Annotated in this window: 17 protein-coding genes; 11 read left to right on the top strand and 6 right to left on the bottom strand. The window is 62.2% G+C overall.

The window, feature by feature from the left end; all coding sequences use genetic code 11:
- Positions 1–532: 532 nt before the first annotated feature.
- Together QM596_RS18460 and QM596_RS18455 are read right to left on the bottom strand one after the other, a co-directional pair.
- Positions 533–2134 carry an ABC transporter substrate-binding protein gene (locus QM596_RS18460; protein WP_113682056.1) on the bottom strand — a complete coding sequence of 534 codons (1602 nt, stop codon included), beginning with the start codon at positions 2132–2134 and terminating at the stop codon, positions 533–535.
- Positions 2135–2659: 525 nt separating this feature from the next.
- On the bottom strand, positions 2660–3253 hold the full coding sequence (locus QM596_RS18455; RefSeq protein ID WP_113682057.1) for a TetR/AcrR family transcriptional regulator: 594 nt from the start codon (positions 3251–3253) through the stop codon (positions 2660–2662).
- Between the two features lie 140 nt (positions 3254–3393).
- Here QM596_RS18455 and QM596_RS18450 point away from each other — a divergent pair, with 140 nt between their 5' ends.
- Complete coding sequence (locus QM596_RS18450; protein ID WP_113682058.1) at positions 3394–4290, top strand: SDR family oxidoreductase; 897 nt, start codon at positions 3394–3396, stop codon at positions 4288–4290.
- Positions 4291–4903: 613 nt separating this feature from the next.
- Here QM596_RS18450 and QM596_RS18445 read toward each other — a convergent pair.
- The 3 genes from QM596_RS18445 to QM596_RS18435 form a co-directional block, all read right to left on the bottom strand.
- Positions 4904–5338 (bottom strand): hypothetical protein, encoded by a 435-nt coding sequence (locus QM596_RS18445; protein ID WP_283309618.1) that lies wholly within the window; start codon positions 5336–5338, stop codon positions 4904–4906.
- 85 nt (positions 5339–5423) lie between these two features.
- A complete protein-coding gene (locus QM596_RS18440) occupies positions 5424–7403 on the bottom strand; it encodes an amino acid permease (RefSeq protein WP_283309617.1) in 1980 nt (659 codons plus the stop codon).
- Positions 7404–7407: 4 nt separating this feature from the next.
- Positions 7408–8226 (bottom strand): polysaccharide deacetylase family protein, encoded by an 819-nt coding sequence (locus QM596_RS18435; protein ID WP_020968335.1) that lies wholly within the window; start codon positions 8224–8226, stop codon positions 7408–7410.
- A gap of 122 nt (positions 8227–8348) precedes the next feature.
- On the opposite strand from QM596_RS18435, the gene QM596_RS18430 reads away from it, so the two are divergent.
- The 3 genes from QM596_RS18430 (at position 8349) to QM596_RS18420 (ending at position 11095) form a co-directional block, all read left to right on the top strand.
- Complete coding sequence (locus QM596_RS18430) at positions 8349–9878, top strand: LCP family protein (RefSeq protein WP_283309616.1); 1530 nt, start codon at positions 8349–8351, stop codon at positions 9876–9878.
- A gap of 133 nt (positions 9879–10011) precedes the next feature.
- Positions 10012–10218, top strand: a complete 207-nt coding sequence (locus QM596_RS18425; protein WP_124568973.1) for a hypothetical protein — start codon at positions 10012–10014, stop codon at positions 10216–10218.
- A gap of 46 nt (positions 10219–10264) precedes the next feature.
- Positions 10265–11095, top strand: coding sequence for a crotonase/enoyl-CoA hydratase family protein (locus QM596_RS18420; RefSeq protein WP_021333819.1), 831 nt, complete (start codon positions 10265–10267; stop codon positions 11093–11095).
- A gap of 108 nt (positions 11096–11203) precedes the next feature.
- Here the strand turns inward: QM596_RS18420 and QM596_RS18415 are convergent, their stop codons facing one another.
- On the bottom strand, positions 11204–11695 hold the full coding sequence (locus QM596_RS18415; protein ID WP_003941181.1) for an inorganic diphosphatase: 492 nt from the start codon (positions 11693–11695) through the stop codon (positions 11204–11206).
- A 103-nt stretch (positions 11696–11798) separates the two neighbouring features.
- On the opposite strand from QM596_RS18415, the gene dacB reads away from it, so the two are divergent.
- The 7 genes from dacB to QM596_RS18380 all read left to right on the top strand — a co-directional run.
- Positions 11799–13208, top strand: a complete 1410-nt coding sequence (gene dacB, locus QM596_RS18410; protein ID WP_029254401.1) for a D-alanyl-D-alanine carboxypeptidase/D-alanyl-D-alanine endopeptidase — start codon at positions 11799–11801, stop codon at positions 13206–13208.
- Positions 13208–14281 carry an Rv3626c family coenzyme F420 biosynthesis-associated protein gene (locus QM596_RS18405; RefSeq protein WP_003941120.1) on the top strand — a complete coding sequence of 358 codons (1074 nt, stop codon included), beginning with the start codon at positions 13208–13210 and terminating at the stop codon, positions 14279–14281. Before dacB ends, QM596_RS18405 begins: the two co-directional genes overlap by 1 nt.
- Positions 14282–15259, top strand: coding sequence for a tRNA lysidine(34) synthetase TilS (tilS, locus tag QM596_RS18400; RefSeq protein ID WP_030534815.1), 978 nt, complete (start codon positions 14282–14284; stop codon positions 15257–15259).
- A 3-nt stretch (positions 15260–15262) separates the two neighbouring features.
- Positions 15263–15817: a hypoxanthine phosphoribosyltransferase gene (gene hpt, locus QM596_RS18395; RefSeq protein ID WP_019746778.1), complete on the top strand. Its 555-nt coding sequence runs from the start codon at positions 15263–15265 to the stop codon at positions 15815–15817.
- 123 nt (positions 15818–15940) lie between these two features.
- On the top strand, positions 15941–16612 hold the full coding sequence (locus QM596_RS18390) for a DUF4190 domain-containing protein (RefSeq protein WP_283309615.1): 672 nt from the start codon (positions 15941–15943) through the stop codon (positions 16610–16612).
- A gap of 22 nt (positions 16613–16634) precedes the next feature.
- A complete protein-coding gene (locus QM596_RS18385; RefSeq protein ID WP_283309614.1) occupies positions 16635–18965 on the top strand; it encodes an outer membrane protein assembly factor BamB family protein in 2331 nt (776 codons plus the stop codon).
- A gap of 46 nt (positions 18966–19011) precedes the next feature.
- A partial coding sequence (locus QM596_RS18380) for a DUF7937 domain-containing protein (RefSeq protein WP_283309613.1) occupies positions 19012–20549 on the top strand: 1538 nt, incomplete at its 3' end.

Here is a 20549-nt window from a genome sequence, read left to right as displayed (position 1 = left end):
GGGTCGGCCGGCTTTCCCGGCAGGCATCGCCGCGCAGGGACTGGTCGGTAGAGCGGAGGGAATCCTCCTCCTCCGTCTCCAAAGTCACGTCATAGGAGGCCTTCTGAACCTCGGAGTACTTCTGGTGCGAGGGCTCGAGCGTCGAGCACGAGAGCGGAAGCCGCACGACAGCGTGTGGATTTGGTTGTCATCTGGCTCCACCCGCATCTAACCCTTGGGTTCTAGTGCTACGACTCCTGTCATCCGCGGTGCCACGTTCTCACCGGAAACTGCGCGGTTAGAGATCGGCAGCCGCTGCTGAAGTGACGAAGAGGTGGTCGAGTGCCCAGACTTCGATGCCCCCTCCAGTGTGGGCGGAGGGGGCATCGAAGTGACGAAGGTGCGGAGAGTAGCTAGATCAGTTCCCGATCCTGAAGAATGAGCTGGACGACAGAGGTCCGGAGCTCGCGCTGGACGTTCAGGGGAGTCGCACCGCTTCCGGTCGTTGGAGTGGAAGTAGTTCTACCGCAAGGAAATTGAGTGAGTAACTCGTTTACTGGTAGAGGCGGAGAGCAGAACCGTTGAGCGTTTTACCGAATGAGAGCCCGGCCTTGTTGAAGTACAGGTTCGTGATCGCGTCGGCAAAGGTTACAGCAGAAGCCGATTTCACGATCTCCGACTCTGCGTCGGCCCAGGCATCACAGGCTGCTTCGCCAGTCAATCCGGAGGCCTTTGTTACTGCTGCGTCGTATGCGGGGTTGCTGATAGACGAGAAGTTCTTACCGGCTGCGGGAACGGGTCCGCTGAAGTATCCGGTGAACGTGCTCGGGAGCGAAGAATTGATCTGGATCCACGCGATGTCCCACGCGGTGTTGTCCTTACCGCTGAGAATGATGTCGATGATCCGGTTTTCGTCGCCACCTGTCACCTCGACGTTTGCACCGAGTTGGGTCCACGCCGACTGCGCGAGTTCGGCTGCTGCATTTCGCGGATCGTCGACACCGTCGTAGACGAGGCGCAGGTTCAGCGGCTTTCCGTCCTTGCTTCGCTTGCCGTCTACGTTGGCGGTCCAACCAGCGGCGTCCAGGGTTGCTTGTGCCGCACTGAGATCGAACTCGGGAAGATTGGCGGTCACAGAGTCGTATACGCAGGCGCGCGGTTCGACGGCGACGAGACTGGTTGCCCGAATCCCGTTTCCTGCGGTGACGACCTGAGCGAGGTCATCGAGATTGACCGCTTGGATCAGTGCCGTGCGGACGGCGGGATCGCTGGTCGGGTTGGTTGCTGTCTGATTGAAGTACATCTGACCGGCTGACATCGGTCGTTTGATCGAGGTAAAATTGGCGGCCTCGATTCGGCTCTTGTCCGGCCCGTCGATCGGTGCTGCGTGGAGTTCGCCCGACAGAAGCTGGTTCGCGGAAGTGCTGACATTCGGTGCTACTGAGGCGATTACGGTCTTGGGGACACCTGGTGTGTCGGAGGTGGTGCCGTCGGGCCCCCAGTTGTAGCCCTCGCGGCGCTCGAATGTGTAGTGACTGCCGGCGGCGATTTCGGTGACTTGGAACATGCCGGTGCCGAGCGAGGCTTTGTTCGATGCCGTCGGGTCCTTCACTCCGGCCTCGCACAGGATCGGGAGGCGCCCGACATTAAGGAGCAGGAACGGGCTGGGAGTCGCAGTGTTCACCGTGACGGTACGCGTAGCGGGGTCAGCGGTCGCCGATGCACCAGTAGGGACAACCGAGCCACGCAACCGTGAACCGTTGTCCGGATTGGCGACGAAGTTGATGTTGTCCGCGACGGTCTGGGGGGTCAACGTGGACCCGTCGGTACAGGTCACGCCTTCACGGATGGTGAAGGATGCAGACGTCGGGGTTTCATCCCACTTTTCTGCCAACCACGGTCCGACTTTGCTGGTATCGGGATCCTGGTAAACCAGGGAGTCGTAAGCCAACCGCGAAATCTCGCCGGTAGCAGAGGATGCCGTCATGACCGGGTTGAGTGCGCCTGGATCGGCCTCCAGTGCAAATCGGAAGGTTCCGTCAATGAGGGGGTCACCGCCGCCGGGGCCCGAGGAAGTGCCTCCCGAGCCGCAGGCGGACAACACGAGAGCGAGCCCTGCGGCCGCTGCAAGTGTTGGATAGGAGCGGTGTTTCATGGTGCCTCCGTGATGGAGCCGGGGCCCGAGCAAAAAGATGAGGGCGCGGTTAAGTGTTGACCGCTAAATCTTGACGCATGACGTGACGCCCATCTCAGTCGATTCTCACAAGAATCCGGTCGGTTTTTGTCCGTTCCCACGAGAATTGAATTGACAAGTAATTACCTGTCGACAATCGGGCAGCGACCGGTGAAACAGGCGGGTTAAGTCGGTTGCCGCCGCCCGCTGGTAGAGGTGCGAGACAGAAGCGACCTATATGGAAATGAAGATTTCTGCATGGGCGTGGACCTGAAACAGAGTCGCATCGAGCCAGCGGTCGCGAATTCAGGGCGGCGGCGTTACACGAGCGCGGAATACGAGCCACCGTCACCGAGAACAAGGCAGTTCGAGTGGGATTTCATTTCGGTGTTCGACCTCAAATATGTCGGATAAGCCCTAGTCCGTAGGTAAAAGGTTTGGCCCCCAAGTCTGTTGGTAGATTCCATTGGTCGTTGCAACATATCGGCGGCGGTGCGGGAGTCATGATCACGCGACGAGCAAGCGTTCGAGTACGCGCAGTGCCGCGGACGTGGAGTCGGTGTGCGCGTTGTGGGCGAGCACCCATCGGTCGACTTCCGTGAGGACGGCGATCAGTAGGTGTAGTTGAAGCTCCAGGGGGGTGTCGAGGTCAATCTGGCCGAGGTCGCGGCCTCTTTCGAGTGCGTGTGTGAGCCAGTTCGTTATCGAGTGGCGAAGAGCGTCGAGCGTGGGTGAGGGCGGGACGTCGGCGGCGTGAAGCAGGCGTCCGGCAATCTGGGTGCGTGGGTCCGAGGTGGCGGCGATCTGGAGTTGATCACCGAGTTGACGTATCTGCGGCCAGAAGCTGTGCTGATCGAGTGAGTCGATGTTCGGTGGTGTCACCGCTGCGCGCAGCGCGTCCATTCCGGCTTCCACGGCGCGCTCGAACAGTGTCGTCTTGTCCCCGAAGTAGTGGTAGAAGGAGCTCTTCGGGAATCGCGCCTCGGCCAGGATCGAGTTGAGCGAGGCCCGCTCGAAACCGTGTGTTGCGAATGCGACGCCGGCGGCATCGAGTAGCGCGCGAGAGCGCGCCGGGTCCAACGGTCGTGCGGGACGCGCCATCACGTTTCCTCCATCTCATTGTTGCCGGCTATCCGAGGTGGCCCGACGTTCCCATTGTCCAGGTGGGCCGACAGGACCTCCTTTGGCGTGTCGAAGTCATCGCATGGCAGTACTGTATTCTTGGACTAGGCAGTACATGAATGGAAGGGGTGCACGTGGAAGCGCAGACCGTACTAGTTGCCGGGGCGACGGGGTATATGGGTAGGTACCTGGTGCGTGAGCTCCATCAACGCGGCTATCGGGTGAGAGCGCTGGTGCGTTCACGCGATCGGGCGGAGGGCTCGGGGGCGTTCGGAGCTCCATCTCTAAGCGGCCTGGTAGACGAGTGGGTGATCGGAGACATCGGCGATCGCAGTACGATTCCAGATTTGTGTCACGGTGTGCACCGGGTGGTTTCAGCGTTGGGTGTGACGAGGCAACACGCTGACCCCTGGGACATCGATTTTCAAGCAAACTTGCGTCTGCTGCAGTTGGCGGAGCTGGACTCGGTGTCGTCGTTTCTGTTTGTCAACGTCATGCATGTCCACGAGGGCACCTCGATGGTGATGCGGTCGAAGGCGGCGTTCGTGGAGGCGCTGCGGCGGAGCGAGGCGGCTTCGCAGATCGTCAATCCCTCGGGGTACTTCTCGGACGCTTCCGAGTTCCTCGACATGGCCCGTCGCGGCCTTGCGTTCGGCCTCGGTGCCGGAACTGCGCGACTGAACCCGATCCACGGCGCCGACCTCGCAGCCTTCTGTGTCGACCGACTCGGGGACGAGTCCGGTGAGTGGAATGTCGGTGGCCCGGACATCTACAGGTATCGCGACATCGTGGACTTGGCGTTCGCCGCGGTGGACAAGCGGCCCCGAATGGTCTCGGTCCCTGCCGGATTCGTCCGGCCTGTCATCTGGACCGCGGATCGCCTGGGGCCGCGCCCGTCGTCGCTGGCTCGATTCTTCATCGAAGGGCTCCAACGTGAGTCGGTGGGCGAGCGGACTGGCACTCACCGTCTCTCCGACTACTTCCGCGACCTCGTGTCAGCGGATCAGGAATCGTAAGTGACCCTTCGCGCAGCGCATGACACTGCCAAGCCCTCACTCTGAGTAGTGCTGAGCCGTGCCTCGGGTGGTGAGGCACTATCGCCTTCACACGATTGGAGCTGCGGAACAGGACATTTTCGCGGAGAAACTTTCGCGGGGATAAACGAATCGATCCTGGTCGAACCCATGAGGGGAAACATGACTATCTTCTTCGACATCATGCTCGTACTCTGCGTCGTCTCCATAATAGTGTTTTCTGGATACGTCCTTTATCGCTTGGTGACAGACGAATCGAACCTGCGATAGCCAGTCGCTTCGACGTGTGGGTGCAGCGGGGGCCGATCGTCCTATAGATCCGCACCATCGCAATGGATTTCAGGGCGAGCCTCGCACGCAAGATGTGATATTCGCGAGTTTCGCCTGAATATAGGCACGCAGCACTTCTTTCTGTGCGATCTTCCCTGTCTTTGGTCGAATTCTATGAAGCGGCTCGGTTGTTGGCATCGTGCGGGCGGCACGCGGCCGGTCTCCGGATGCGCGTTCCTGCGCAATTCACGGTCGATCGGCGATGATCATACGATCACTCTCGTTCAAGTAGGGTCGTGACTTTCAGGACCGAGCGAACATCAGTTCATCCGTAGCGGAGGATCGATTTTTCGTCCGGCCTGGTCAGGCAGTGCGTTTTCGCCACGGGATAGAGCTCGGCGGACAGGACGGTGGTGAACGCGGCCGCCGATGCGCTGTGCCCTTCGAGACGCGATTTGACGGTGTTCTTGCCTTCGGTCATCAGCGCATGAAGATCAGCGGACTCGCTACGAGGGACGTTGATTGCGCCCATCAACTTCGGGGACGCCAACGGCTCGAGCATCCGGCACATGCGCTGACCACGTCGTCGGAGGAGTCGGACTTCGAGTCCGACGCCTGGCCGTTCGGCGTGCCAGTCCGGCAGATCCCTTTGCAAGACGGTGCGCACCAGTTTGACGTTGCCGGAGGACGCCCAGATCCGCAGGTCCATCAAGTCCTTGTCCTTGACGGCCGCGGAGTAGGGGTAACCGCGCATGAGCATTGCGGTTTTCCGTTCCAGTAGCCGGCGCTGCTGGTGTCGTCCATCGGCATGGCCTGGACCATCCCTCTGCTCGTCGTTTGCCGCGTCAACCGACGTGGACGTGTGGCCGTCGGGACTGGTCGGGTTCGGCTCGGCGGAGAACCTCACGGGTCACGGGAGCGGTTTCGCCCTCGCCGATGAACAGGAAGCGGAGCAGGTACATGATCGGGTTTCCCTCGGTCCACTCGAAGTAGACGTCGGGAATCACGCCGGTGATGTCTCTCGTCCGCAGGAGAACCGCCGCAATGGTGTTGGGGACGGCAGGGCTGTCGACCCAGAGGATCCGGTGCTCACCGCGCTGTCGGCCGTGGACGAGGAGGTCGGTGCTGAATTCGGAGGAGTCCGTGACGTTGACCTCGATGAAGATGATCGACTCCGCCTCCGGGATGTTGCTTTCGGCGCGCTGCTGCGATTCCTTCTGCCGATACTCGTCCTCGTCGAGACGATCGACGTCGTGCGCCACCATCGCGAGGTAACCCTTCTCGGCTGCCTCGGCGATGAATCGCAGTGCAGTCTCGTCGAATTCGACAGAGGTTGCCCGTAGTTCGAAGGCTCGCGAGATCCGGGAAAGGAAGGACACCACCATGATCGCGGCGATGAAAAACGACGCCACTTTCACACCGTCTGGACGTTCGAAGATGTTCGCGATCGTCGTGTAGACGAACAAAACTGCAACAAAGCTGAACCCCACGAACAGTTTTCGCTGACCGTGCTTACGAGCGGACAGTGCAACGGCGACGGTCGCCGACGAGATGAGCACGAGGACACCGGTTGCGTACGCGGAACTCTGAGCGTCGACACCGGCGTCGAAGTAGATCGTGACAGTGATGGCGATGACGCTGAACACGAGGACCAGCGGACGCACGGCGCGGGCCCACGACGGCGCCATGCCGTAGCGGGGGAGATACCTCGGAACAAGATTGAGCAACCCTGCCATTGCCGACGCACCGGCAAACCAGAGGATCAGGATCGTGCTGAGATCGTAGACAGTTCCGAAGATCTCACCCAGATAGTCGTGCGCGAGGAAGGCAAGCGCGCGACCGTTGGCAGCGCCTCCGGGCTGGAACTCGTTTTCTGGGATCAGGATGGTGGTGACCAGGCTCGACGTCAGCAGGAATCCGCTCATGATCAGCGCCGCCGTGGTGAGCAGGCGCCGCGCACCTTTGATGCGGCCACGTGGATTCTGTTCCGTGTCGTGCGGCTCGCCCTTGATCTGCGGCATGACCGCGACCCCGGTTTCGAAGCCGGACAAGCCGAGCGCCAACTTCGGGAAGACGATCAGCGCGATCAGGATCATCATCGCCGGGTTTCCGTGCTCGGTGGTCATGGCGCGCGTCCAGTCGGTGACCAACGACGGCGCGGTCGCGATGTGCCACAAACCTACGGAGATGACCACCACGTTCAAGGCGAGGTAGACGGCGACCAATCCGACCGCGATACCGATCGCTTCGGTGAATCCGCGGAGGAATACCGCAGCGAGGAGCGCGAGCAGAACCAGGGTGACGGCGACGGTGTGTCCGGAGAGAAAGGTTGGAGCAAAAGGATTCTCGACGAGGTGCGCCGTGGCATCGGCAGCCGAGAGCGTCATAGTGATGAGGAAATCGGTGGCCGCGAAGCCGAGAAGCACGAGAACGAAGATCTTGCCGCGCCACTTGGGCAGCAACTTCTCGAGCATGGCGATCGAACCCTCGCCATGCGGGCTCTCGCGAGCCACTCGCCGGTAGACCGGGAGCGCACCGAACAGCGTCAGCAGAATCAACACGACTGTCGCGATGGGAGCCAACGTGCCGGCCGCCAGTGCCGCGATACCGGGTTGGTAACCGAGAGTGGAGAAGTAATCGACACCCGTCAGGCACATCACCTTCCACCACGGGTGGCGCTTCTCCTTCTTCGGCGCCATCCGGTGTGGCCCCAGATGTCCGGCTGGTTCCTCGGTGATGTCCGCGAGCAGCCAGGCCTCGGTGCGTTGTTTCACAGACGGAGCCGTGTTGTCGGCCGGAACCTCGTTGTCGGCTGCGGTCACCACGGCGTCACGGCTTCAGATAGACATCGTTGAGCGTGACCGTCCGCAGGTTCCGGCTTCGGATGATGTCCACCAGTTGCGGATACACGTGGGTCACCGGCAGATAGTTGAGGTGTCCGATCACTATGGCCCCCGGATTGAAGTACTGGTTCGCCATCTGCAGGATGTACTCCTCGGTGATCAACGAAGAATCCGACAGCGACCCGTACCAGAGGGTGGGCACGGTGTAGCCGACGCTCGCGGCCACGGAATCGACTGTCGCGTTGTGCCTTCCGTACGGCGGCCGAAAGTACGGCGCCGCGTCCACGCCGTAGGTGTTGCGCAGGAACGTGCCGTTCTTCGTCAGCTCGTCGGCGATCTGCTGCTTCGACACTGACGTCAGATCCGGGTGCGAGTAGGTGTGATTGCCGAGCTGAATTTGTCCGCTCTCGACAAGAGGTCTGAGAAGTCCGGCGTTTTCGGTCCACGAGTTGTATTGCCCGTTGACGAAGTACGTCAAACGGATGCCGGTGTCTTTTGCGAACTGTGTGTAGAGGCGCACGACTTCGGAGCTGGCCCCGTCGTCAACCGTCAGGGCCAACAGATCCCCGCCGCCGGGCAGGGCGGTCAACGATCCGCCGGCGGGCAGCGGCACCCGGGCAGACGGCGGTGGAGGCGGCAGCAAGGCAGGCGGGAGATTCGGAACAGCGGCGGGGTCTGCTGGCTCGTCGGCTGCGGCGACCGCCGTCCCGACGGAACGTGACGAACAAGCGGTTCCCATGGTCACTGCGGCGGTTCCGGTCAGAGTTGCTGCTGCGAGGGCGCTGAGGAAGCGTCGGCGGTCCACAGGGCGGAGCCTAGAGCAGATTTGCCCAATTCGGACTTCATTCTCAGCGTTCTTTCAGCGAATGACCAGCTGTGTCCGGTATCGACAGGTTCTACTCAGGAACGGTCGATAGCGTGTCGGCCGTGGAACCGCGACCTCGACACTCGGCAACCAGGCACAGGCGTAGGCGTCAACCGCAGCGGTCGACGCTCTCGGTAGGGCGCAAGCTGGCGGCGGCGTCCCTGTCGACGACGATTCTGGTGGGCGTCGGAATCGGGTGGTACGTGCAGTCGGATCTGACGTCGGGGCTGTACCGGTCGGATGCGCTCTCCGCCCTCGGTGACGACGCCGGCAGTTCTCTCGACGGGGATACCAACATCTTGTTGATCGGTCTCGACAGTCGCAAGGCGATGGACGGCAGTGACCTGCCGGCAGAGTTCGTCACCGACAAGTTGCACGCAGGGGATAGCGATGTGGGTGGGTACAACACGAACACGCTTATCCTGCTCCATGTTCCGGGCGATGGTGGCAAGGCCAGTGCAGTGGCGATTCCACGCGACGATTACGTCTCTGTACCCGGCTATGGAATGGCCAAGATCAAGGAAGCCTACGGAATGGCGAAGGCTGATGCGGACGCCAAACTCGTAGCGGACGGTGTGACGGATCCTGCTGCACGAGAACAGCAAGCGCGTGAAGTCGGTCGGCGGTCGACACTGACCACCGTGCAGAATCTGCTCAAGGTTCCGATCGATCACTTTGCCGAAGTGAACCTGATGGGCTTCTATGACGTCGTCTCGGCTATCGGCCCTGTTCAGGTGTGCCTCAACAATCCGGTTCAGGATGACTTCTCGGGCGCCAACTTCCCGGCGGGGGTTCAGACTCTCGATGCGTCACAGGCACTTTCGTTTGTCCGTCAACGCCACGGCCTGGACAACGGGGACTTGGATCGCACCCACCGGCAGCAGGCTTTCATCAGCGCGGTGATCGCCAACTTGAAGGGCTCCGGCGTCATCGGAAACATTCCGAAGATGACGGCACTGGCCGACGTGGTGAAGAAGGACGTGGTGATCGATTCCGCCATGGATCCCGTCCGATTCGCTTCTCAGGCAAGCGCTCTCGCGGGTGGGAACATCGACTTCTACACCCTGCCCATCGAGGGATACGAGACCGTCGACGGCCAGGACGTCAACATGGTCGATCCGGCGCGTCTGCGTAGTGAAGTGTCGCGGATCTTCGCGGGAGGTGACTCGGCATCTGCACCTGCGATGGACACCGCGATCTCGACCGGGAACGAAGTTGTGGACATCCGCAACGGAACCGCGACGGACGGGTTGGGCGCCGCGTTGGCAGCGGCGATGAAAGCGTCGGGAGTCGAAGTCGGAGAGGTGAGCACTGCAGCTCCGACGGCAAAGTCGGTGGTCAGCTATGGAGCCGGCGCCAAAGCCGTCGCAGAGGCGCTGGCCGAGCAGTTGGGCGTGGCCGCAGTGCCGAACGAGCAGGCAGCGGCCGAATCAGTGTCTGTACTGATCGGTGAGGACAATGCGCAGACCGTGTTCTCGGCCGCGCCGGCGCAGTCGGACTCCTCGGTATCCGCCGGCACAGTTCCCGACACGGGAGCACAGGGATCACCTATCCGAGCGGACGCGAATGGCGGCATTCCCTGTGTGGACTAACTCTCAGGTAATTCGCACGAAACTCACGCTGACTTCTTCGGTCTGCGGGTCTACATTGGAGAAGTCGAACTCAGTCGGGTACTTCACCTTTGGGGTACCTGACTGAGATTGCGTAGTTGAAAGGATCACCGACATGGCTACAACAGCAGCGGTACAGAATCCGACACGCTCACGTGCCAGGACCATGTCCTTGTCCGAGTACGTGGCAGAGCATCCGGCGCAGCGCGTTTTCCCGCCCACGAGTGAGCGGGCGGCCAGGATGGCGATGCTCATCATGTTCGCCCTGATGGCCGTCACCCTCGTCGTACTGGTACTTGACGAGGCAGGAATCTTCGGATGAAGGCAGCGGTCTTCGGCTGAGCCCGACCTTTAGTTACTCTTGAGTAATGACTGAACAGAAGAGCTGGAATGCGTTCACCGTCGAGCGCGAAGACAACATCGCCCAGGTGACGCTGATCGGGCCGAGCAAGGGCAACGCGATGGGGCCGGATTTCTGGAATGAACTCCCCGAAATCTTCGCCGACCTCGACGCCGATCCCGAGGTGCGTGCAATCGTCATCGCCGGTTCCGGCAAGCACTTCTCGTTCGGCCTGGACCTGCCGGCGATGAGCGGTGAATTCGGTGCCGTCCTCGCGGACAAGGCTCAGGCAGGCCCGCGCACCAAGTTCCACGACATGATCAAGCGCATGCAGTCGGGCATCAATGCCGTCGCAGATTGCCGCAAGCCCGTCGTCGCAGCTGTGCAGGGCTGGTGCATCGGCGGCGGCGTCGACCTCATCACGGCGGCGGACATCCGCTACGCAAGTGCCGATGCCAAGTTCAGCATCCGCGAGGTCAAGGTCGCGATCGTCGCAGACATGGGCAGCCTCGCGCGTCTGCCCGCGATCATCGGTGACGGACACCTGCGTGAATTGGCTCTGACCGGCAAGGACATCGACGCAGCGCGCGCCGAGAAGATCGGTCTCGTCAACGACGTTTTCGAAGATGCCGACGCGGTACTGGCCGCGGCGCGCGCGACCGCCAAGGAGATTGCGCTCAATCCGCCGCTCGTGGTCCACGGGATCAAGGACGTGCTCGATCACACCCGCAGCGCGAGCGTGAACGACAGCCTTCGCTACGTCGCAGCCTGGAACGCGGCGTTCCTGCCGTCGCAGGATCTGACCGAGGCCATCACCGCCGTCTTCCAGAAGCGCCCGCCAGTCTTCCAGGGTGAGTAGAAACTGCAAGGGTGAGTAGAAACTGCAAGGGTGAGTAAAAACAGCACACAAAAATCCCCGCACATCTTCCGATGTGCGGGGATTTTCGTAAGGCCTGAGAACTCGAGCTCAGTGACCGCCGTTGGCAGCGAGACGCTTGATCGAAGCCTCGATCTCGGCCTCTGCCTCGGCGCGGCCGACCCAGTTGGCTGCCTCGACGTGCTTGTTCGGCTCGAGGTCCTTGTAGTGGACGAAGAAGTGCTTGATCGCATCGAGCTCGAACTGTGAGATGTCACCCAGATCCTGGATGTGATCCCAGCGGGGGTCGCCGGCCGGAACGCAGAGGACCTTGTCGTCTCCGCCGGCCTCGTCGACCATCTTGAACATCGCGACTGCGCGAGCCTCGACGATGACGCCGGGGAAGACCGACTCGGGGAGCAGGACCATGGCGTCGAGCGGATCGCCGTCCTCACCCAGGGTGTTTTCGATGAAGCCGTAGTCGGCCGGGTAGCCGAAAGCTGTGTAGAGGTAGCGATCGAGTTTGACGCGACCGGTTACGTGGTCGACCTCGTACTTGTTGCGCTGACCCTTGGGGATCTCGATGGTGACGTCGAACTCCACGCCGATTCCTCGCTGTCGTGTCGGTAATGATTCGTCGGAAGGATATCGGGTCAAGGATAAGGTTGCCTGACCACCCAGTAGGCAGAGCACAGACGGAGGGGCGTTGGCGGGCCAAGGAAAGAAGAAGATCGGCTCGTTGGAAGAGAGTCGACGGCGTAACTTCCGCATCCTTCTGGCGGTCGGTGCAGTGGTTGTACTGGCCGTCGCCGGAGTTGTCGTCGTGAAACTCGGTACGTCGAACGACACAGCCGGCAGCGCGACCGTGACTACGTCGCCGCAGCCTGCGCTCGTGACGCCGTCACCTCAGGTGGTGCCCGTCCCGACGGACGCACCGATCCCGAGCGCGTCGGGAATCGCAGCGGCGATCGGCCCGGCCGTGGCCAACCCGGATCTGGGGAAGTTCACCGGAGTAGTCGCTGATGCGCTCACCGGAAACATTCTGTGGAGCGCAGACCCGTCGACGCCGATGACGCCTGCGTCCACGACGAAGGTGCTGACCGCATCGGCGGCACTGCTGAAGCTGCCGCTCGACCACCGGCTGGCCACGACGGTGGTCCCCGGAGCGAGCCCCGGGCAGGTCGTTCTGGTCGGCGGCGGTGACCCGACGCTGACGGCGACGCCGAAGGGGCAGAGCGGGTACTACGCCAACGCAGCGCACATCGCGGATCTCGTCGACCAGATCAAGGCTGCCGGTACGCCGGTAACCAGCGTCGTGGTGGACTCGAGCTTGTTCAAGGGCGACAACATGGCCACCGGGTGGTTCCCCGCTGACATCGCGGCCGGTTACATCACCCCGATCGAATCGGTGATGATCGAAGGCGGTCGGTACGACGGCACTCAAGACGAGTCGCCGCGTTCGGAAACGCCCGCGTTGGACGCGGGCAAGGTGCTCGCTCAGGCCCTCGGTGTCGATCCCGCCAACGTGAGTCTCGGCGCGGCGCCTGCCGGTGCCAAGCCGATCGCCACCGTGCAGTCGGCACCGCTGAGCGACCGACTGCTGCAGATGATGGAACATTCCGACAACGTGCTCGCCGAGACCATCGGGCGTGAGGTCGCGATTGCCTCCGGAATCGAAGCCTCGTTCACCGGAGCCGTCGACGCGACCGGCAAGACCTTGCAGGCCGCCGGGTTCGACTACACCGGAGTTTCGCTGCACGATTCCAGCGGACTTTCCGTCGACGATCTCATTCCCGCTCAGGTACTCGATCGCGTCATGACGGCGGCGGCCGGTGACGGTGATCCGAAACTGCGTCCGCTGCTGGACTACCTTCCGGTGGCCGGCGGAACAGGAAGTTTGTCCGACCGCTACGCGTCCGGAAACCGAACCGGTGCGGGTTGGGTACGGGCCAAGACGGGAACTCTCTCGACGGCCAGCGCGTTGTCAGGGTTCGTGGTCGATCAGAACGGGCGAGTGCTCACCTTCGCACTGATGTCCAATGACCGGCCGCCAGAAGTGAGCCGTCCTGCCCTGGACGCGATTGCCGGAGCATTGAGGAATTGCGGGTGCCAATAGTGGCCGAAAAGACTCCACAAGATGATGAAGCCTCGGCTCCGCTCGGTGGTGCCGTCGACTGGAGTCTTGCCGCCAAAGCCGGGATAAAACTGGCGCGCGGCGGCCCCGCGATGTCTCGCTACACGGCCGAGACGGCAACCGCAGAACTCGCCGAAGCGTCCAAGCGTGCCGAACTGCCGGTTCGTGAAGTGACCGGTTTGGCCGACGGTCTACCGGTCCCGGCCGCTGACGTGCTTGACCGGGCCGGGTGGATCACGGCAGCCTCGCGGTCGATGGCGCATCTCACCGGCGCCGACCCTGACGGCAGTGGCAATCTCATCGTCGGAAAGCCGGCGGGCTTGCAGGCCGGCGCCATGCTGGCGTACCTGTCTTCGGCGATCCTCGGGCAGTACGACCCGTTCACCGGCGAGCACGGCACCCTGCTTCTGGTCACACCGAACATCGTCTCCGTCGAACGGTCCCTTCGGCTGAACCCGAGTGACTTCCGGTTGTGGGTCTGCCTGCACGAGGTCACTCACCGGGTTCAGTTCTCGTCCTCGCCGTGGCTAGCGGAGTACATGAAGGAATCCGTCGAAACGCTTGGTGCGACGGTGGACGAGTCGATGACCGACGTTGTCGGGCGCCTTGCTGCAGAGTTGCGCTCGCGGAAGGAACCCGACTCCAGTGACGGTGCGACGGCGGGCGGGATCATCGGCCTGCTGCGTGCTTCGCAGGCAGAACCTCAGCGTGACGCGCTGGATCGGATGCTCGTACTCGGCACCCTCCTCGAAGGGCATGCAGACCACGTGATGGACGCCGTCGGCCCCGCCGTGGTGCCGTCGGTGGCAACTATCCGCGCGGCCTTCGACAAGCGTCGGCAACGCAAGTCCAACCCCGTGCAGCGGATCATCAAGATGCTTCTCGGCATGGACGCCAAGATGGCGCAGTACGTGCGTGGCAAGGCCTTCGTCGACGCGGTAGTTCTCAAGGTCGGTATGGAGCAGTTCAACACCATCTGGGCCGGGCCCGAGACCTTGCCGTTGCTCGACGAGATCGACAATCCCGACGCGTGGGTAAAGCGCGTTCTCGGCTAGATGCTGCTGCCTGAGACGCCTGCCCTCCTGGCGCTGCGACAGGCCGTGCGGGCGTGGACGGTCGCATTCGAGCCACGGCGCCGGGTGGTCGTCGCCCTGTCCGGGGGAGCCGATTCGTTGGCGCTGACCGCAGCAGCCGTGGCGGAAACCGATTCTGTCGACGCATTGATCGTGGACCATCGGTTACAAGATGGTTCTGATGCCGTCGCGAGCTCGGCCGCAGACCAGGCGCTGGCGCTGGGTTGCCGGACCGCGACGGTGCTGACCGTCGACGTAGCCGAAGGTGGGAGTCTCGAAGCCGCCGCGCGTGAGGCTCGGTACAGCGCTCTGCGCGACGCCAGGACTGACCTCCCGGTTCTACTCGGACACACGCTCGACGATCAAGCAGAGACCGTCCTTCTCGGACTGTCCCGCGGGTCCGGTGGGCGATCGATTCAGGGTATGGCTGCATTCGACGCCCCCTGGGGACGGCCGCTACTCGGCATCCGTCGGTCGGTGACCAGGGCGGCCTGCGTCGACCTGGGCATCACGCCGTGGGAGGACCCGCACAACAACAATCCCGAGTTCACTCGCGTGCGTCTGCGGCACGAGGCGTTGCCGCTGCTCGAAGAAATTCTCGGCGGGGGAGTTGCCGAGGCGTTGGCCCGAACCGCGACGCAGTTGCGTGAGGACGGCGAGGCGCTCGACGAGTACGCCGAGGCACTACTTCTACGGACTGTTGTCGACGGGGAAGTGGAAGTGGACACACTTGCCGAAGCGCCCACCGCAATCCGCCGACGCGCTCTGCGGGCCTGGCTGCTGCAGGGCGGCGCAAAAGCATTGACGGACAAACAGTTACGGGCAGTCGACGCCCTGGTGATCGACTGGCGGGGGCAAGGCGGCGTCGCGATCGGGGGCGGAACACCGGAGGCGAGGTTGGTGGCGGCCCGGCGACGTGGCAGGCTGATCCTCGGATTCGAAGACCGACGAAGGGTTTGACGCGTGTACGAGGGCGACATCGCATCGGTACTGATCTCCGAAGAACAGATCCGTGCACGAACGGCGGAACTGGCTGAGGAAATCGCCAAGCGTTACCCGGCAGGCGCCCCCGAAGGGGATCTCCTGCTGATCGGCGTCCTCAAGGGAGCGGTCTTCTTCATGACCGACTTCGCCCGCGCCCTGCCGATCCCGTCGCAGATGGAATTCATGGCGGTGAGCTCCTACGGATCCTCGACCTCGTCTTCGGGCGTCGTCCGCATCCTCAAGGACCTCGACAAGGACATCGCCGGTCGCCACGTGCTGATCGTCGAGGACATCATCGACTCGGGCCTGACGTTGTCGTGGTTGATGCGCAACCTCAAGACGCGTAATCCCGCTTCGCTCGAGGTCGTCACCCTGCTCCGCAAGCCGGACGCCGTCAAGATCGACGTCGACGTCCGCGACGTGGGCTTCGACATCCCCAACGAGTTCGTCGTCGGTTACGGCCTCGACTACGCCGAGCGGTACCGCGATCTGCCGTACATCGGCACCCTGGACCCCGAGGTCTACGGCGGCTGAGCCCGCTCGCCGGTTAGAACTCTTCACATTTCGGCAACCTCTGCATCAGTCCGCCGAACGGACGACAGACAGGTCTCCGAGGCGTCGCTAGATTCACGGAATGCGCTATCGACGGCTTATTCGGTGACCCTTCCGCCACCACCGCCACCGCCACCGCCACCACCGCCCCCGCCTGGTGGGGAGCAGCAGTACTGGAGTGCCCAACCGCAGGGCGTTCTGTACCAACCTCCGACCACGAACGGCCTCGCAATTGCCGCCCTGGTCGGGGCGCTCGTGCTGGCGCCGGTCGGCATTGTGCTCGGCCACATTTCGCTGGCGCAGATCAAACGAACCGGTGAGCAGGGGCGAGGACTTGCAATCGCCGGTCTGGTCATCGGCTACATCTTCACCGCGCTTCTGGTGCTGTCGATTGTGTGGATGTTTCTCATTGCCAATGCAGTCACCCGCGCGTTCGACGACTACGACAGCGCGTCTTCTCTCTACTACACATCTGAATCGTCGAGTACGACTTATCCGACGTATGCGACCACCACATCCCGGACGGTGGCGCCGACGTACAGCGGAAGCGACACGGCGTCGGTCATCGCCAATGCCTCGGTAGGTGACTGCATCGTACGAAGGCTCGGGGCAGACAAGGGCGACGGGACCAGCGAGACATACGTCAGTCCGGTCTCATGCAGCTCGAGCAGCGCCACTCACCGGGTAGTCAGCCGCGGCACGTCCACATCTTCGTGTACCGCCGATTGGGTTCGCAAAGAGAGTCCTGTCGTAGTGCTTTGCCTAGCGGACGAATGATCGACAGAGGGAGACACAACCGATGACGTTGCCGCCCCCGCCCCCACCTCCCCCACCTCCACCACCACCCCCGCCTTCACCACCGCAGGCTCCGGTTGCCGGACATCCTCCGCCCTCTCGATCTCGTGGCCGAGGATGGATTCTTGCCGTTGCATCCCTTACCGCCGTCGCGGCCCTCGCCGCAGGCGCCGTCACCGTTGTCACGATTCTCCGGTCGGGAGACACCGATGGACCGGTGGCAGGCCAGCTGGTCAACACTTACCCCACGCAGCCGACGCCAGGGTGGTCGTTGGACGTTGACGAGGTTCTGCCGGGCGGAAGATTTCTGTGGCCGGATTCGCTCGGTGCGAGCTATGGAACGGCGAGATTCATCGACGTGGGACAGACTCTGATCACTACGGTCGGTCCACAGCAGGGCCAGCAGTCCCAACTTGTAGCAGTCGACGCCGAGAGCGGATCCATTCGATGGCAAACGCCGGTCGCCGGCACGGTGTCGTGTGCGACCGCCGCGATCGATGCAGCCCTACCTTGTGTCGTCAGGAACCCTGGTGGAACAGCTCGGGTCATTTCCTTCTCGCTCGACTCGGGGGCGATTCGTTCGAGTGTCGACACCGATACAGCCACCTTGGTCGAGGTTTCCGACGGAGCGGTCTTCACTGTCGGCGGTAGCCAGTCCGGGCTGGTGATTTCGCGCGGTACGCCTAACGATCTCGACGCGGCGTGGACAACGACAACTCCACCGGAAACCGACTGCGTCGGATCCGGCGATTCGCATTCGTTCGAGATCGTGGACGGCATCGTCTATTACTCGAGCATCGGATCTACGGCGCTCAACGCGGTCGATGGCGCACTGCTTTCGAATCCGAATCTGGGTGGCTACGAGGCACTTCCAGGACAAGGTTTTGCCGGCGTCCTCTGCGCGATGCCATTTCCGTCGGACGGATACTCCAGCATCGTGTCCGACCGTGACGGTGCCGAGAGATTTAGAGTTGACGAAGACGCACCGGCAGCACCGTGGCTTGTCTCGGCATCGAACTCTCGTCCGTACATCGGCTCGCACGGTGCCTACGACATGAACGACGGCACCGAGTTGTGGTCGGTCATCGGCGGAGACCACTTCTCGCTACGCCGGATCGTCGGCGACATCGTGTTGGGCAACGACTCGGACACGCTCTCGGCCTACCGAATCGACACCGGGGAACAGTTGTGGTCGACCAAGATCGGCGACTACTTCTCTTACTCGGTCTCGGACGGTGAGCGAATTCTCGTCCATCCTAACGACGGCAGGGTACTAGCCGTTGAACTCGACGACGGCTCCATCAGCTGGTCACTCGATTCCCACACCAACCACTGGTCTTGGTCGAAGGCCCACGACGGACTCGCCTCGATCTCCAATGACGAATTCCTCTACTACCCACCGACCGGCGGACCGTCAGGGACACCGGGCAGGCTGCCCGCTGTCCCTGAATTCGACGGAGGCAACGAGTACGTCACGAAATGCGGACGGACACCGACCCTGACGCCGGTTGAATACCGCACGCAGGCAGAGGGTCTCGTCGTTCTAATGGAAATGAAAGCATCATGTCCCGGCGGAGACATCGTCTCCACCGACGCGCTTCGTGTGTCGATCACCGACACCGGCCACAGCGTTGCATCGGCGGTGTTCGACTTCTCCGATGCGCCGATCTATCTTCCCCGAACCGATGGGACGAACACGACGAACTCGATCCAGCGCGAGTTCCTGTACGACCTCGGTAGCTTCTGGAGGCTGCCGAACACTCTCGGTGAGTCTTCGAGTCTGACCAATTCGAGAGCGTCAGGTGCTCAACTCGTCGAATGCGAGGACGAGGGGACGAGTGATACCAGCCTGACATCCGGGCCGGCATCGCGAAGTGACACCAATACGCCGATCCGACCCACACGTAGCGCGCAGCCGACAACGGGCGACGTCGAATCTGCGAGTCTTGACGCCCTCCGGGCTCAGGCCGACGCCGATCGCCCCTTTGTGATCGGTGACCTCGCGAACAGGTGGGTGGCTCAGATCTCCTCCAAGCGGGTCGGACTCGATGCGGCGGATATCAATGGCGCTCAGGTGCATTGGACTGCTGCCCAGATCCTGCGACAGCATCTCGAACTTCGTCTCATGTATCCGGAGGTGCGTCTGCTCTGGAGTGACGAATGGCGGACCTTCGATCTCCGGGGTTGGTGGATAACCGTCGCAGGCTTGACGTTTGCGGATGCGGATGCGGCAAACGGGTGGTGCGATTCGAAGCGGATTGCCAACGATCAATGCTTCGCCAAGATCGTCAGCAACGATCGCGATTCGTCGGGGACCACCAAATATCGGCGATAGTGCCTGAGCCGTTCGGCGCACTTCCCACATCTGAGGAGCTTGGCGAATGACCGAAGACAACTCGCGTCAACACAGCGAACCATCAATAGACGGTTTGCCCCAGCCACACGGCGTGTACCCACCGGCGCAGGGCTATTCACCGGCGCGATCTGCGTTCGAGGATATTCGGATCGGTGACTACACCCGCGACGGGACAGCCGCGGTACTACTGTGCGTGTCGTTCTTCTTGCCGTGGAGTGCGACCGTCGCAATAACCCGCGTCGGTTCGAGTGCTCTTGTGGTGCTTCTGGTTTTGCCGACACTGCTGTCACTGGTGTCCCTGTCTCTGCCGTACGTGGCGCGACTCGGAATGCTCGGGCCGAATTGGAATGTCGGGCAGATACGTGTGCTGCGTCTGGTGGCCAACGGACCCCTCATTGCCACTGTCGTGGGTCTTGTCGTCTACGACGTCATTCGTGGAATGTTCCGATTCAGTGAGAGCTCGAGTGTTTTCACCGGCAACGGGGTCGGCGCTGGAGCGTGGTTCGGGCTTGCCGGCGCCCTGCTCGCAGCTCAACCGCGAGCGGCCGAAATTCGCATCGACCCTCGAACCGCGCCGCGATGGTTGGCGTTGGTGAAGCCGCTTGTGTTTGTGGCTTGGGGGTCGTCAGTGGCCTCGGCGCTACTCGCGCTGATCTACATCCTGGTCTCCGCCAGTCGCTACCGATATTACGACGGGCCGCAGACATTCGAGAGCCTGATCGTTCTCTTCGTGTCGTCGGCCGTTCCGATCGTCGTGGTGGTTGTTGCGGCAGTCGGTCTCGCCAGACGGTTTGCGTCCTGGCGCCTCACCATCGCCGCGCTCGGCATCGCTCTCCTCGCAGCCGGATTACTCCACTCGATCAGCGAGGGCACAAGTGTCGAGCTGTTCCACACGGTCACGGCTAGTCCGTACTACGGCATCACGTTCTTGATTGCCGCAGCTGCAATTACATTCATTCCATTCGGTGTTGCATCCGTCGGCGACGGGACGCACCCCGGATACGTCTGGCTCGCAGCGGCACGAAACGGCATGCTGTTGATCGCGGTGTGGAGCTTCGGTGTTGGATTCTCTCAGATCGCAATGGCAGCAACGCAATTTGGCATCGTGCCGTGGGGAGATGCGTTGGTGCTCGCTGTTCTCGCGATACTCTTCGGGATTCTTGCCGTCGTCGGAGTCAGATCACTGTCGCTTCGGTATTCTTCGCTCGACCCTCGCCCGTCACGCGAGGTTGGTCTTGGAGTCTGTGTCGGCTTGCTCGTCCTGATGATCGCTCGTCTCGTGGTGCAGTCGGCCATGTATGGCGAAATATATTACAGTGCATGGATATTCGATCTCGCCATGGCGGTGCTGGTGGTTCTGGTTGCTCTCGCTCTCACAGTCTCACCGGCTGTTCGGAATTTGTATGCGGGGGTGCAACTGTTCGCGTCGGCCACCACGGTTACAGCTGCGGTACCGAATCTCGGACAGCCCGTTCAGCCTTCGAGGCGTGCTCTCGAGGCTGCGGATTCGCGGACTCCGGCGGCGGTGCTGTTCGAGATCGCATCGAGTTCGCCGGAGTTGCG

This window comes from Rhodococcus sp. IEGM 1406, assembly GCF_030056745.1.
Taxonomy (GTDB): domain Bacteria; phylum Actinomycetota; class Actinomycetes; order Mycobacteriales; family Mycobacteriaceae; genus Rhodococcus_F; species Rhodococcus_F erythropolis.
The sequence above is the reverse complement of the archived record's forward strand: the minus strand, read 5'-3'. Positions and strand labels throughout refer to the sequence as shown.